Origin of the sequence: Mycobacterium simulans, from assembly GCF_900232995.1 — a bacterium.
Lineage (GTDB): Bacteria > Actinomycetota > Actinomycetes > Mycobacteriales > Mycobacteriaceae > Mycobacterium > Mycobacterium simulans.
This window is the reverse complement of the sequence record NZ_OCVX01000003.1, coordinates 1,954,639-1,968,747: the sequence shown is the minus strand read 5'-3', so window position 1 is coordinate 1,968,747 and position 14,109 is coordinate 1,954,639. Positions and strand designations below refer to the sequence as shown.

Below are 14,109 nucleotides of genomic sequence, written 5' to 3'. Positions count from 1 at the left end.
CCCATCCGCTAGCTAGGCTGGGGATTGTCTTTCCGTCACAGCTCAACAATGCGAACACCCATTCCGCTCGCTTCATAGATACGTAGCTTGTCGACCCAGAAAGCGCCCTCGAAAAGGATCAGGACACCGCGGCTATCTTCTGTCACTGAGAGGATCTCGATTTCGGTTCGGGTTCGCGTGTTGGTGGGCAGCATCTGGCCACGAAATTTCCAGCTGAACGGCTGACGTACGGCGACGGGCTCGAATTCTGATACGGCAAACCCGTCCGCGAATCCCGAAAGTCGTACCGCCGCGCGAGCCGCCTGCTGCATTGCCTCCAAGCCCAGGGAGCCAGGCTGGACAGGGTCCTGGAAGAAATGCGCCCGGAAAAACCATGCCTCGGGATCAACATCGGCCTCCCCGATCAGCCTTCCGAGACCACGCGCCCCTCCGCTGGGCCAAAAGCTCACCCGGTCCATCAACCGCAGCCTCCCCTGTCCAAGCCATGGGTCGCCAGACAAAGCACTGGCTTCGTATGGCACGCAGACCGCCGCGGGTGCAGGCGCCGCGTTCGTCCCCGGCTTCGCGGGTAAGCCGACTTGGGTCGCGAGTGCAGCTGGGCTGAAGAATCCGAACGCCGTCTTCATCGACATGACGTCGTCGCCGTCTTGCGCACAGACGACGTCGAAGAAAACGATCGTCGATCCGCTGGCGTGTGCGAACCGTTCCAAACGCGCTGTCACCCGCAGCACCCCGATGCTTGCTGGCTTATGCAGCACCACATCAGTGCCGTCAAGGTTTCGAAATGCCACATCGTCGGCGCGATTGGCGGCGAAACCCATGTACGAGGCAAGCCAGCCACAAGGCTGCAACAGAATTTCGACCAGCACCGACAACGGCACAGCTGCCGACCCGGCGTCCGTGAAGTACCACGCATCGGCGGGGACGTCGTATTCCGCGACGACCGTACCGCCTTCGGTCGGTTCCCCCGGCACGCCGTCCACGCTTACGATCCGCGAAACGAAATGGTACGGCTCGCCGGGAAGCCGGGGCGCGCGACGCACGCCGTCGAATGAGGCGTACAGAGCGCCAAACGCGTCGGACGGCTTGCCGCGGGCGCAGGCGAGCAGCGCGCCGTGATCGCCACGGACGTCACGCGAGTTCCCGACGATTTGCACCGGCCCGGGCGCGCCTGGCGGCATCGGCCAGTCCGGAACAAGACGCAACCCGAAGCGGCGGCAATGGAACACTTTGAATCCGTCGCTGCTACATATCAGTGCGGCAAAGACCGTCGGCGTCGGTCCGTTGATGATTTCTTCCACGAACACCTCGTACGTGAGCTCATGGTCTGAGTCCGGCGTCACTTGTCCCCTGCAGACAAAGCGCGCCGTCTCTTCCGGGACCGGTTCGAACCGCCAGCCGTCGCGATCGATCGTGAAGCCAAAGGCCGCAATCGTGAACGACAATGCCTGGGTGGCCGCATCCGCCATCAGCGTCCCGGGCATGCAGGGATCGTTCTTGAAGTGCCCGTCGTAGAACCAGGCGTTCTGCGGCACTATCGCCCTGGCGCGAAGATAACCCCGGCCCCACGGACCGCCCTCGGGATCGAATGCGACGACATCGTCGATCAGCCGCAGTTGTCCGCCTGGAATCGTTGGGGTGCGCACGTGCGCGGCCGTCATTTCAAAACCGGTGCCAAAGCACGCGAACGCGCGCCCCTGAGAAAACGCGTCGAGATCTTCGCAGCCGAATGAGCGCTTTCGCGTCACACCAGGGGGCTCGTCGAAAGCTGCATCGTCGCGCGGGGTGTCGGACGCGGCATCCCACAAGACCCCCGCCGATTGGCTCAGTTCCTCGTCGGAGAAGAACCCGGCCTGCCCGTTTCGTACCGAGATCATCAGTCGGTCGCCGACATAGGAGTCGTAGTGGAAGAAGAACAGCCGAGTTTCACCGGTTTGGGCATGGCCATCGATGTGGATGTCGTAGCGCAGCGTTTCCCCGCCGCGCGGCAGTTCGCCCATGAACGTCAGATCGCAACCCAGCAGACGGTAAACGCGCTCGCCACGATTGGCGAAGTCAGCACCCAGCCACGACGCGAGCAGCAGGTCGGCTTGGCCGGACTCGATCACGACGCCGGGCGACATCCGTCCTGCGTGCATGTACCAGGCGCTGGGGTCCACGTCTGTCTCGGTGACTATCCGGCCCGTGCCCATCGAACCGGCTTCCCCTTCAATGCTCATCACACGGTCGGCCAACAGCAGCGGTGGTTGCGGCATGCGCACCTGGCGCGGGTACCCGTCCTGCTGGGCAAAAAGAGGCCCGAACACTTCCGAAATACGCCCACCGGCAAGGGTTTCGAGCTGGGCGCGCGAGTACAGCGGCCGTTGCATCGACGGCGCTGCCGCGGTGAGAGCATCTGCAGGCAGCATCGACCGCCAGCTGGATGCCGCAGCGAAAAGCGCACTGCGCGTTTGCAGGAACGATGCATGCGCCTGTGCCGCCCGTACGATGAACGCCTTATGAGCTGCGCTCACTGACGTGACGAGACCGATCGCAGCCCCGGTGTTGCCGTGCGGCGCGCTCGAGTGGGTTTCGACGTGCGCGAATACCAGCGGCGTGGGCTGCTGCGGTGCCGGTGGCATCAGTTGGAAGCCTTCAGCGTCCGATTCTGCCATCGGAACATCCACGGCACCAGACGATTTCGTTGCTGAGACGATGTCCGGCCGGTGAGCGGTCAACGTCAGCTTCCGCACGCTTCTCGCTGCTGCTGGGGCAGCTTGCTCGCGCAGCTGTTGCAATCGCGCATCGAAGGCTTCGGTATGCACCGGCAGCCCGTGGACCCAAAGCTTGGATACGGTTTCGGCGAGCGCGCCAATCCCGCGCCGCTCCCGCGGGTCCAGCGCCACCGCCAGATGCGCGCGATCACCAAGGATCTTCGTAATCGCTCCGGTCAGAATGCCGCGAGGCCCGTGCTCGACGAAGGTCCGAACGCCGTCTTCCCATGCGTTGAGCACCGTCTTGGGAAAATCGATCGGCTCTAGCGCCTGTCTGGTGAGCGCTTCGGCGGCTGAGTCCCGCGTCGGCAAGTAAGCACTGTTATCGGCGTTGGTATAGAAGCGTACGTTGGGAACCTCGTGGGTCTCCCGGGTGTGGATGCGCCGCCACGCTTGGGCGAACGGAGCCATTGCGCGGCAATGGATCACCATATCGAGACCGAGTGCCATCGCACGTGCACCGCCGATCGCGTCGATTACGCGTCGACACGCCGCTGGGTCACCGCCAATCACACAATCGTCGGGTGCCTGAACGATCGTCAGGTACGCGCGTGGTTCCGCCGCCAACGCCGCCTCGAGCGCAGCTCTAGGCGCCGTGATTCGCCAGCACTTCCACAGTGCCGGTTCATGATCCGCGAGCCCCCATTCTGACGCTACGGCTCGACACCTGCCGGTGAGCTGCTCGTCGTAGAGACCTGACGCGTCGATCTCGTCAAGCATTGCCCCCAGGTCGCGCCAGACCCCGAACGCCAGCAACGCGTTGGTCTCTCCGGAAGACAGGCCAATGGCCGCGCTCGGCACAAGTCTCAGGACCGTGCGAGAAAACTCTGAATGCGCCTGACAAACGAGAGTGCATCCGGTGAGTTGCGCACGCGGCTGCAGTGTCGCAATACCGGCGCCATACAGCGCGTGCGCGTCCGCGCCGAAACTGGAATGACGCGAGACCAGCGCATCGCCGATTTCCGGCCAGGCCAACAACAGATCGGGCGCCGCGCCGGGGTACGCTGCTGCGGCCCCGGTGAACGCGAAGGCGATTTCTCCGCCGATCGGCGCGTCGGTGAACGCGACGCCAGGGCCACCCGGGGTCCGGCCGCGATCCAGCTTGCCCACTGCCTCGCATAGAAGTGCGTCCAACGCGGAATCGCTGTCGGCAACCAAAGCGCAACGCACGGGCCCATTTCCGCCCGGTTCACGCCGCGCCATGCGGCGCAGCAGATCGTTCCTGCTGTCGCCGGCGTAGCGTTCCGAGAGAGGTATGGCGCCGATGGCCAAGGCCTCGGGCGGATCGTTGACCGCAGCTAGGACCACACCATCGGCGCAGCCTCCCAACGATTTCAGCCACACTGCCGCGCGATTGCGGCCGGGCGACGGCTTCGCCCCGCTTTGGTCCACTCGGACCCGCGCGCGCAACGCCGCGGTGAGCGCAGCGATTTCAGTGGCCGCGCTCGCCGCGTGGGTTCGGCCGAACCTGCCCTCGGCAATGTTCTCAGCCGACGCGCTGTCGACACAATCGGTATCGATGAGGGCGATGACTTCCTCGCCCGCTGCTTCCGCGTCTGCGCGCCGCTTGAGAACGAACGCGACGGCCGCGTCCCCGTGCGGCAGAGCCGTACCGGCCGAGAGAGCGTCGGTAGCCCGTGTATGTGCCGGCTCGCAACACATGTCGACAGCACCGGCGACGACGGCATCAAGTTCTCTCCGGCGCAATGCCCGCGCTGCGAGCCGCAGTGCGGTGATGCCCGAGACCTGCTCACTAGAGACGGTGAAGCCGAACCCGCGAAAGTCTCGCTGCGCATGGATGCGATTAGCCGGAATGTTCGGCATGGCTCCGAGCACGCCGTCGGCTGTCAGCCGCGGAGCCGCTTGCTCGTTGGCGGCCAGCCATTCGTCGTCGGCGGCATGCTGCACCCGCAGGCGCTGGCGCGCGATCGTGGCGTCACAGCCCATGCCGACGATCACCCCGGTCCGGTCCGGATCGGTACCGACTTGCTCCAGCGCCTGTGTCGCAGCCGCCAGCATCGCTGTTTGCTGACTGAGACAGGCCTTTAACTCGCTGGGCGGAAAGCCAAGTCCTGCAAAATCGAGTTCAACGGTGTCCATCGGCGTAGGAGTCCCAGGGGGGCCGAGAACCCGACGACGAAACGACGCCGTGTCCGGCGCGTCACCGGTTACCACGCCCAGACCACAAATGGCAATCTCATCCGATGGCGGGGGCTGCCGGGTCGCGCAGCGGATTGAAGGCCGGTAATTCTGGACGATCAGGTGTGCATTGTTTCCGCCGAACCCAAAGTTGCTGACCGCCGCACGTTTAGTCTCCTTCGGCCAAGGCACGGACGCATTTGGCAAGGTGAACGGTGTGTCCTTCAGCGCCGCTGTCGGCGCGTCACATAACGTCGGCGGAATCAGCGATTCCTCCATAGCGGACAACATATTCAGCAGGCTCGCGGCACCTGATGCGGTGATCGAATGCCCGAGATTGCCTTTGAGCGCACCCAGCATTAACGGTGTGTCTCCGTAGGCTGCCAGCAAGCTCTCAAGCTCCGTAGCGTCGCCAAGAGCTGTGCCGGTTGCGTGACAGTCCACGAAGTCAACCTCCGTGGGTTTGAGGTCCGCTTGCTCCAACGCCGTCTTCATTGCTCGTATCTGCCCAGCCGGCGCGGGTGCCAGAAAGCCGCTCTGGCGGCCATCGTTGGACAACCCAATTCCCACGATCACTCCGAAGATGCGGTCACCCATCCGCTCAGCGTCCTCAAGGCGCTTCAATACGACGAGCGCAGCGCCTTGTGCTGGCACCAATCCATCGGCCTCCGCGTGAAACGGACGAGACCGGCCCGTGGGGCTAAGTGCTTGCAGTGCAGTAAAACCCAGATGCAAGAACAGATCATCAGCGCCGTTGACTCCGCCTGCGAGCATCGTGTCCGCCTCGCCATCCTGCAAGGCGTCGCAAGCGAACTTGATCGCGTAAAGCGACGATGCACAGGCCGCGTCAAGCGCGAAGGCCGGTCCAGTCATATGCATGGCCTGGGCGACTAAGTGCACCGGCAGTCCCGAAGAAAAGCGGTTGCGCGGGTCCACCTCGCCGTGACCGGTCCAGATGCTTTCCACGAACGCGGTAGCCAGCGTCGTCGGGTAGGAAAGATTGCCGACGATAACCCCTGTGCGCGACGGCGCGGCCGGGGTGCCCAGCGCCTGCCGTGCGCAGTGAGCCAGCCAATGAACAATTGGGTCAAGGCGCTCGAAATCGGCGATATTTGAGGCAATGTCGGCCAGGTCATAATCGACGTCGGCTACGTAGCCTCCGGTCGCCGATGCCACCCGCAGACCCGGTTCTCCGCTATTGAGCAGCAACTCAGGATCCACCCCACCCCAACGATCGCGTGGGGTGGGAGAAATAAGGCAGCGCCCGTGCAGGGCTGCATCGAACAGCGTCTGTGGTGTGGTTGCACCTGGCAACACGCAACCGCGTCCGACAATCGCGATGGGATCGAAGCCGCTCACCAGGCCACACCCGCAGCGCTGACGGCATAACATTCCACACCTTCAAGCGCCGCGACCAGCCCGCCAGTTGTCGTTTCGAACTCGAAGTCGAAGTCGACACGTTTGTCTCCGAGCGGGCGCGCGGCGAAACGACAATGGAGCAAGCCATTTTCGGGGAACGAGCGGTCGACTATCACACGCCCGATGCGTTGCGGCAGAATCAGCGAGCGCCCCAACGCGCTCGCCCAGAGCAGACCTAGCTGCAGCCCGCCATCCACGGCGGCGGGATCGATCGCCCAATCGCTTTCCGGCCACCCGAGATTCCTGAGACCTTTGAGCTGCCCGGTGCCGCCGGCCGCTGCGAAGGCGTCGAGCTGTTCGATGGCAGCGAAGCTCGGTCCGTGGAACAGCGGACCAGCGTACGCGTCGTCGACCCTCATCGGCCATGGCGACTCCGGCATTTCCGGGACTAGCGGGCCGGTTCGCTCATCGGATTCCGTTTCCAGCAATGCGCTATAGCGTTGGCGGCCCTCCCTGTCGCGAATGGTCGCGGTGTACGACGAACCCGAGGGCTCAAACTCGAGCGTCAAGACGATAGGCTGTTGCTCGAACGCCGCGAATGTGACTCCGGAAAGCACCCGAAAGTCGCGCACCACGGGGCGTTCTTCCCCGACCAGACCGCGTGCGGCGCGCAGCATGGCGTCGAGCACGATCACCACCGGCACCACAACGCGGCCACGGATCTGATGGTCGGCCAACACCGGCAAGGACTCGGTCGACACCTCCCATTCCAAACGCGTGCCGCGCCGACGACGCGCCGCGGGTGCGGACACGACGATTGCGGGCGTCGGTGACTGACGCAACGCATGCTCTGCGAAGAACTCCGCGCCCTCGTCGATCGCGATGACGCCCACCCCGGCGTTCAAAAACCGGCTCTTGAGCATGTCGTCGACCATGCCGCCGTCCCATGGGCCCCAGCCGAACGCGCGCACCACGCACGCACTGCCGCGGCGCGCAGACTCCCGCGCCGCGATAGCCTCCAACGCCGCGTTGGACGCCGCGTAGGCGCTTTGCCCGACATTGCCTGCTCGCGCCGCGACAGAGGAGAACAATGAGATGAACCGCAGATCATCGCAAGACGTCGCATCCAGCAAGGTCTCGGCGCCAATCACTTTGGTGTTGAACACCCTGACAAACTGGTCGTCGTCGAGGTCAACCAGACGTTTGTCGGCTAGCACGCCTGCACCGTGCACAACTCCGACGATCGGCCCCAGGCTTCGCCGCACCTCGTCCAGGGTGCTGCGTAGCTGTTCCCGATCCGTGATATCGGCCGCGAAGTATCTCGCCGCAATGCCTTGCTGTTCAGCGGCCGAGAGCGTTTGACGGATTTCTCGTTCCGCGAGCAGGCTTTCCGCCAGCGCGCGCGCCTGCGGCAAGCAGATTACCTCTCCGCGGGCACGCGCAGATGCCACCAACGCGGCTGCGGCTTCGGCGACGGTTGCACCGCCAGGTTTCTCCGGCGCCGCCGTACTCAGCGCGGTGCGGCCGAGCAAAGCCAACCGCAGGCCGTGCCGCGCGGCGAGCGCTAGAGCCGACGCCGCCGTCACCCCGCGCCCACCGCCGCTGACCACGACGACACCGTGCTTGGTAGCGCAGATCGTTTCACTTGCCACGGGCGCGGTTTCGACGTCCTCGATCACCATCCGTGTGCCGTCATCGCGTAAGGCGACCTCAAGGCCGCTGCCTCCCGCGAGCAGTTCGTCCGTGAGTCGTTCCGCGTCAGGGCTTTCGATGTCGACCGCCCGCACAGAGGCGTTCGGCCACTCGCATGCGGCGGTTTTCACGATGCTCGCCACGCCGACAGGCACATCCGATCCGGCGAATCCAGCGCCTGTCGACTGTACGGTGACGAAAAGTCGTGACGGCGAACTGCTGTTGGCCACGCTGCGCGCCGCATGAAATGTACGCACATGCATCTTGACGCAGTCCATCGGCGAGCCGGCCGTCGCCAGAGCGGCAAGACAAATCACGGCACCCGCTTCCTCAGGCACCTCGTCGACAGTTCTCGCCTTGAGCCCGCGGGTGGTCATCGCACGCTCAAGAGCGTCCGCGAAACGCGGGTCTTCGCGCGTGATGAGGATTTCGCCGTCGCGCAAGCCCGCCATCGCAAAGCCGTTTGGCGGCAACGCCCGAAGCGAGGCCTCGGTGCAGCACAGGCCTGTCGAAGAGGGATGTGGCTGAGGCGAATGACGTTGTGCCGAAAGACGTTCGTCATCATCGCTCGATGCCAAGCCGGCAATGGCATCGGCCACGTCTTGCAGTGTCCGCAGCGATGCCAGTTCGGACGCGGGGATTTCGGGTGCGTTGGGGAATCGGGCCTGTAGCGCGGAGAGGATCTCCACTTGCTTGATGGAGTCGATGCCGAGCTCGGCCTCCATCTCCATGTCCAGACCGAGCATGTCAGCGGGGTAGCCGGTCTTCTCCGACACGACAGCGAGAACCACGTCCGCCGCCGCGTCACCGGCCCAAGGTGCACGTCGCGCATCCGAATGTTGTTGCACCGACAAATTTTCCACGCAAGTGCTCGGCGCCGGACCGGCAACGGAGTCGGCCACGTCTTGCAGCGTCCGCAGCGATGCCAGTTCGGACGCGGGGATTTCGGGTGCGTTGGGGAATCGGGCCTGTAGCGCGGAGAGGATCTCCACTTGCTTGATGGAGTCGATGCCGAGCTCGGCCTCCATCTCCATGTCCAGACCGAGCATGTCGGCGGGGTAGCCGGTCTTCTCCGACACGATTTCCAACACGATCTCCGCCGCCGCGGGCACCGGCAGATGTTCGGCGACCCCGGCCGACGGCCGTGGATACGCCGTCGTCGGAGGCGAGAGTGATTCCGGCGCCGTTGGCATCCCGGTCATGTCCGGTGCCTGCAACAGCGGCGGCTGCGGCAAAACGGCGGGCGCCGGCACGGATACTTGCGGCGCGTTTGCGGGGTCGCCGACGATCTGCGCCAACATCTGCGCGGACATGTCCAAAAACGCCTGATGGCTTTGCGTCATCACGTCCAGATAGTGTTGGTGCTGCTCCGCGGTCTCCTTTTGGACGCTGTCGATCAGTGTCCATGCTTGCGCAGAAGGCAGCGCCACAGGGATGTCGATGCGCTGCGGGACCGGAGTCGGCGCTGGTTCTTCTGCACCGAGCCGCGACGCAGCGGATAAGTCCACGCGCTGGCGCTTCGGCGTTATCGGCGACTTCCCACTTGCCTGCGGATACGGTTTGCCAAGGTTGGCGCCTCCGACCATGACAGCATGCGCTGGGGTCGGTGCGTGCTTAGCCGGCACCTCGTAGTCGTCGAACAGGGCCGAGATATGAAGCGGTACGCCGTCGGCGGCCAACTTTGCCAGCCCCCGATGCCAGCCGCGCAAACCGCCGGCCTTCGGGTCGTCAAGGGCCACCGCGAGATGCGGTGCCTCACTCAGGATTTTCCCGACAAGTCCGGTCAGGATCCGACCCGGCCCCACCTCGATGAACCGAGTGACTCCGTCGCGAGCCATTGCTTCGATCATCTCGCGGAACCGCACCGGCTTTTGCAGCTGATCGGCGAGTTGATCGGCGACCTGCTGGCCGTACGGTTGTGCCGTCGCATTGGCATAAACCGGAAAATCCGCAGCGGCAAACTTAATCGTATTCAGGTATGCCGCGAACGGGTCCCTGCCGGCGGCTACGACCGGTGAATGGAACGCCGTTGCCACCGGCAGACGGAACGACGTCCAGCCAGCCGATTTTGCCATCACTTCCGCCCGCGCGATGTCGGATGTGCGTCCTGCCAATACCACTTGGTCAGGTGCGTTATCGTTGGCGACGACCAGTCTTGCAGCGAGCTCCGGTTGGGTATCGAGCAGCGCAAGTACGTTCTTGGCGCTGGCCGCGACGGCCAGCATCGCGCCATCCTGATCTCTCGCCGCTTCGGTCATCAGTACGCCGCGTTGGTGCGCCGTTTCGACAAGTTGGTCCCGCGGAAGGACACCCGCCGCTGCGAGCGCAGTGACCTCTCCGAAGCTGTGACCGGCCGCGGCGTCGGCCGTCACGCCCAGTACGTCAAGAAGCGCAAGTTGCGCGAGGCTTGTCGCAGCGATGGCCGGCTGGGCGTTGGCCATCGCGGTCAGCTCAGCTTGCTGAGTATCCAGCGATGCCGCGTCGAATACCGGCTCAGGGAACACAACACGTTGAACATCTGCGAGATCACGCCCTAGCTCATCCCAAACCCCGAGCGACTCAGGGAAGGCAAGTGCGAGGTCGGCGCCCATCCCGACGTATTGACTACCCTGGCCGGGGAAGAGGAACGCCGTCTTTCCCGGACGGGCCGGCCCGAAGCCAAGGGCGATGTTGGCGTCCTTGAGGTCTGTTGCAGTGCCTTCGGCAAGCGCGTTGCGCAACTGCTCAACCAGTTTCTCAAGTGAGGTGTTATCTGCTGCCACCAAACCCGTCCGGGCGGCGTGCGACGCATCAAACACGTGCGCCGACTCGAATGCGATTCGAGCAAGGCTCTCTCCCGCACGCACTGCGGCAGCGATTGCCGCGCAACGCTTCTCAAGATCAGCTTCGCACGACCCGCTGAGCACCACCAGTTCACTGGGTAGTGCGCGCAGCCGCTTCGCGCGCTGCGTGCCGCGATACTCTTCCAGCGCCACATGAAAATTGCTGCCGCCGAAGCCAAAGGAGCTGACGGATGCGCGCCGAGGCCCATCGGCGTTTCGTACCCATGGCCGGGTCGCGGCATTGACGTAGAACGGCGATTGCGCCAACCCCAAGGCTGGGTTGGGACGTTCTACCTTCAATGTGGCGGGCAATGTCGAATGTTGCAGTGCTAGCACAGCCTTGATAAGTCCTGCAGCACCTGCCGCCGCTTTGGTGTGGCCGATCTGGGATTTAACCGAGCCAATTGCGCATCGCCCGTCGGCACCGGCGAACACAGACTTTAGAGCGGCGAATTCGGCGACGTCGCCGGCCTTCGTCGCGGTGCCGTGGGCCTCGAGAAGTTCGACGGTCGACGGCGAATAGCCGGCACGTTCGTAGGCACGTCGCAACGCCTTGGCCTGGCCTTCAGGGCGCGGCGCATAGACACTGGACGCGCGTCCATCCGACGACGAGCCCAGGCCACGTATGACCGCATGGATCGGATCCCCGTCTCGCTCAGCGTCGCTGAGGCGCTTGAGGGCCAGCATGCCCACGCCCTCGCCGATGATAGTGCCGTCCGCGGCATCCGAGAAAGGTCGGCAGTCGCCAGTCGGTGAAAAGGCCGGTGTCTTGGAAAAGCACATGTACATCATCACGTCATTGAGCGCGTCGACGCCTCCCGTCAACACCAAATCGGCTTCGTCGAGATACAGTCTGTGCAGTGCCACCTGCAGTGCCGAAAGCGAACTCGCGCAAGCGGCATCGGTGACATAGTTGCTGCCGCCGAGGTTGAGGCGGTTAGCGATGCGTCCGGCGACCACGTTGCCCAAAAGACCGGGAAAGGTGCTTTCCTGCCACGGCGCGTAGTGTTCTGCGATGTCGTGACAGATCTGGTCCGTTTCGTCCTCCGGCAATCCGTTTTCCAGCATTGCCTTGCGCCAGATCGGCCGCTGCAGCCGCGCATTCATATGGCAAACAAGTTCGGTCGTGGAGGCGACCCCAAGCACCACGTCCACGCGGTCGAGATCGACTGCGGCACCGGGGTGCATCGCCTGGTCAAGTAGCTGCTTGGCGGTGATGAGCGCGAGCAGCTGCGCGGAATCCGTGGCCGGTAGCGCATTTGGCGGCAGCCCGAACTGGACCGGATCGAAGGGCACCGGGTCGATGAATCCGCCACGCTTGCAGTAGGTCTTGTCTGGCGCGTTGGGATCGGGATCGAAATAATCCTCGATCAACCAGTGCGAGGGCGGCACCTCGCTGATTGCGTCACGACCGCCGGCGACTGTGCGCCAATATCCCGCAAGCCCAGGCTCGCCGGGATAGATAGCGCTCATGCCGACGACGGCAACCGGGATAGCTGTGGAGTTCTGCTTGTTCGAGTTCAAGGCGCTCTCCAGTCGAGGGGACGAGGACGGAAATCGAATTTGGAAACCGGTGTCATGACGCCTGCCGCACGTAAATGCCCGGCGCGCACCACGGTTGCCGCTCCCTCAAGCAGATTGAGCGCGATCTGGCGAACCGTGCGCGTTTCCACCGGTTCGAGAAAGCTTCCCCGCACCCATTCGTTGAAGGCGCCCATCGCCGGTCCGCACCAGATCTGATAATCGGTCCGTCGCGCGGTATGGCCTTGGCGTGCCCATTGCGAGCCCATGAATAAATACCAGCGAAACACCAGCGCCATACGGTGTTTGGCGTCCACGCGTGCGCGTTCCAGCTGTTGTGGGTCGCTTTTCGAGAAGTGTGATTCGGTATCGGCCCAGATCGCTGCCACGCTGCGTCCGAGTACTGCCGTCTCGAGGTTTTTCACCTCGTGTGCCGGAGCGTCCTCCAACGACTCATAGCGCCGATAGAAGTCAGCGAGCCGTTGGCCGCGCTGGGCAAACATCGTGCCGCGCTTGAGCACCTGCACTTTCACGCCCATCTCGAACATGTCGGCGGCTGGTGCCATCGCTACGTCGGTGGATTCGGCCAGTGCCAGCAGATTTCGTGCGTCCGTTGACAGGCCGCTCTCCACCGCCGACTGATTGATTGAGCCGGTCAGGACATAGGCTGCGCCCGCAGCAAACGCGGCAGCCACGGCTGCCGGAGTTCCAAGGCCACCTGCGGCGCCGATACGCGGTAAAACTGTATAGCCATGAGTGGCAGCGATCGCATCACGCAGTCCGATCAGGAGCGGCAGGAGCACGGTCAACGGGCGATTATCGGTGTGGCCGCCTGAGTCTGCTTCGGCGGTGACATCCTCGGCTACCGGGATTTGGCTGGCCAGGTCGGCTTCTGTTGCGGTGATCCGGCCTTCGGCGACCAATGCGCGCAGCATGGCTTCGGGAGCGGGTGAAAGAAACTGCCGCGCAACCCCTTCGCGAGAGACCTTGGCGACAACGCGCCCGGCGCGAATGATCCGCCCATCCGCGCCGCGACGAAGGCCTTTAGCCGCATAGAGCACAATCGCGGGCACAAGCCGCATGAACGCCGAGGCTGAGATGCAACGCACGCCGAGGCGAAGGAAAAGATCGACGGTCGCCAATTCGAGACTCTCATCGTGGACGTTATGAATCAGATTGGCACCCCAACCACCAGCCTCGGGTCCGAGGGCGGCCTGAATTTCCCGCACGCCTGCTTCGGTGGCGCGCAGATCCAGTCCCGCGCTGCCGAAGAACGCCATCACGCCGGCCCGCACGCCCTCGATCGTCATCCGCGATGTCGCAATGCCGCGGGCCATCTCGCCAATCACGTACGGAAATCTCACGCCGTGCGCGGCGGTGAAGCCACGATCGCCTAGCCATTCGGGGTATATCGCTGGCAAGACGGCCAGCAGGTCTTGGCGCAGGGTCTCGGGCGGGAATCGGCCCGTGTCGTCAAGAACAAGGGCACGCGGCCCCTGGGCTGACCCCACAACGGCAACGGGATTGCGAACGGCCGTCAAAGCATCTCGGGTGTCCGACAGAACGGCCACTACGGCAATCCCTCTTGGTGCGTCTCCAGCGCGGCTAGCCGTTTCTCGGTCACGTTTTGGAATTGCGCGCCGCGCAGCCCGCCAACTCCCAGAGCAAGATCGGCGAAGTCGTTAATCTCACCCGCGCCCCATCGTTCGAGGAGAAGTGGATCGACGTGGCGGGGCACTACCGCGGCCCGCCGGCCGTCCCCGGTCGTGCCAAGGCGATTACCCACGACAAATGCCATGGCACCACCACCTTGCATGTCGCCC

At 64.1% G+C, this 14,109-nt stretch carries 4 protein-coding genes; all 4 read right to left on the bottom strand.

Features of this window, described 5'->3' with window-relative positions; translation table 11 throughout:
* Window positions 1-35: 35 nt before the first annotated feature.
* Genes MSIMFI_RS09585 through MSIMFI_RS09570 form a run of 4 tightly spaced genes read right to left on the bottom strand, consistent with a single transcriptional unit; the run spans window position 36 to window position 14,084 of the window.
* Complete coding sequence (locus tag MSIMFI_RS09585; protein WP_191497030.1) at window positions 36-6,251, bottom strand: beta-ketoacyl synthase N-terminal-like domain-containing protein; 6,216 nt, start codon at window positions 6,249-6,251, stop codon at window positions 36-38.
* Window positions 6,248-12,289, bottom strand: a complete 6,042-nt coding sequence (locus tag MSIMFI_RS09580) for a type I polyketide synthase (protein ID WP_191497029.1) — start codon at window positions 12,287-12,289, stop codon at window positions 6,248-6,250. Before MSIMFI_RS09580 ends, MSIMFI_RS09585 begins: the two co-directional genes overlap by 4 nt.
* Entirely contained in the window at window positions 12,286-13,857 is a 1,572-nt protein-coding gene (locus tag MSIMFI_RS09575) for a PfaD family polyunsaturated fatty acid/polyketide biosynthesis protein (protein WP_263597364.1), read from the bottom strand. The genes MSIMFI_RS09580 and MSIMFI_RS09575 overlap by 4 nt, the downstream gene beginning before the upstream one ends.
* Window positions 13,857-14,084 (bottom strand): hypothetical protein, encoded by a 228-nt coding sequence (locus MSIMFI_RS09570; protein WP_191497028.1) that lies wholly within the window; start codon window positions 14,082-14,084, stop codon window positions 13,857-13,859. Before MSIMFI_RS09570 ends, MSIMFI_RS09575 begins: the two co-directional genes overlap by 1 nt.
* Window positions 14,085-14,109: the final 25 nt, after the last annotated feature.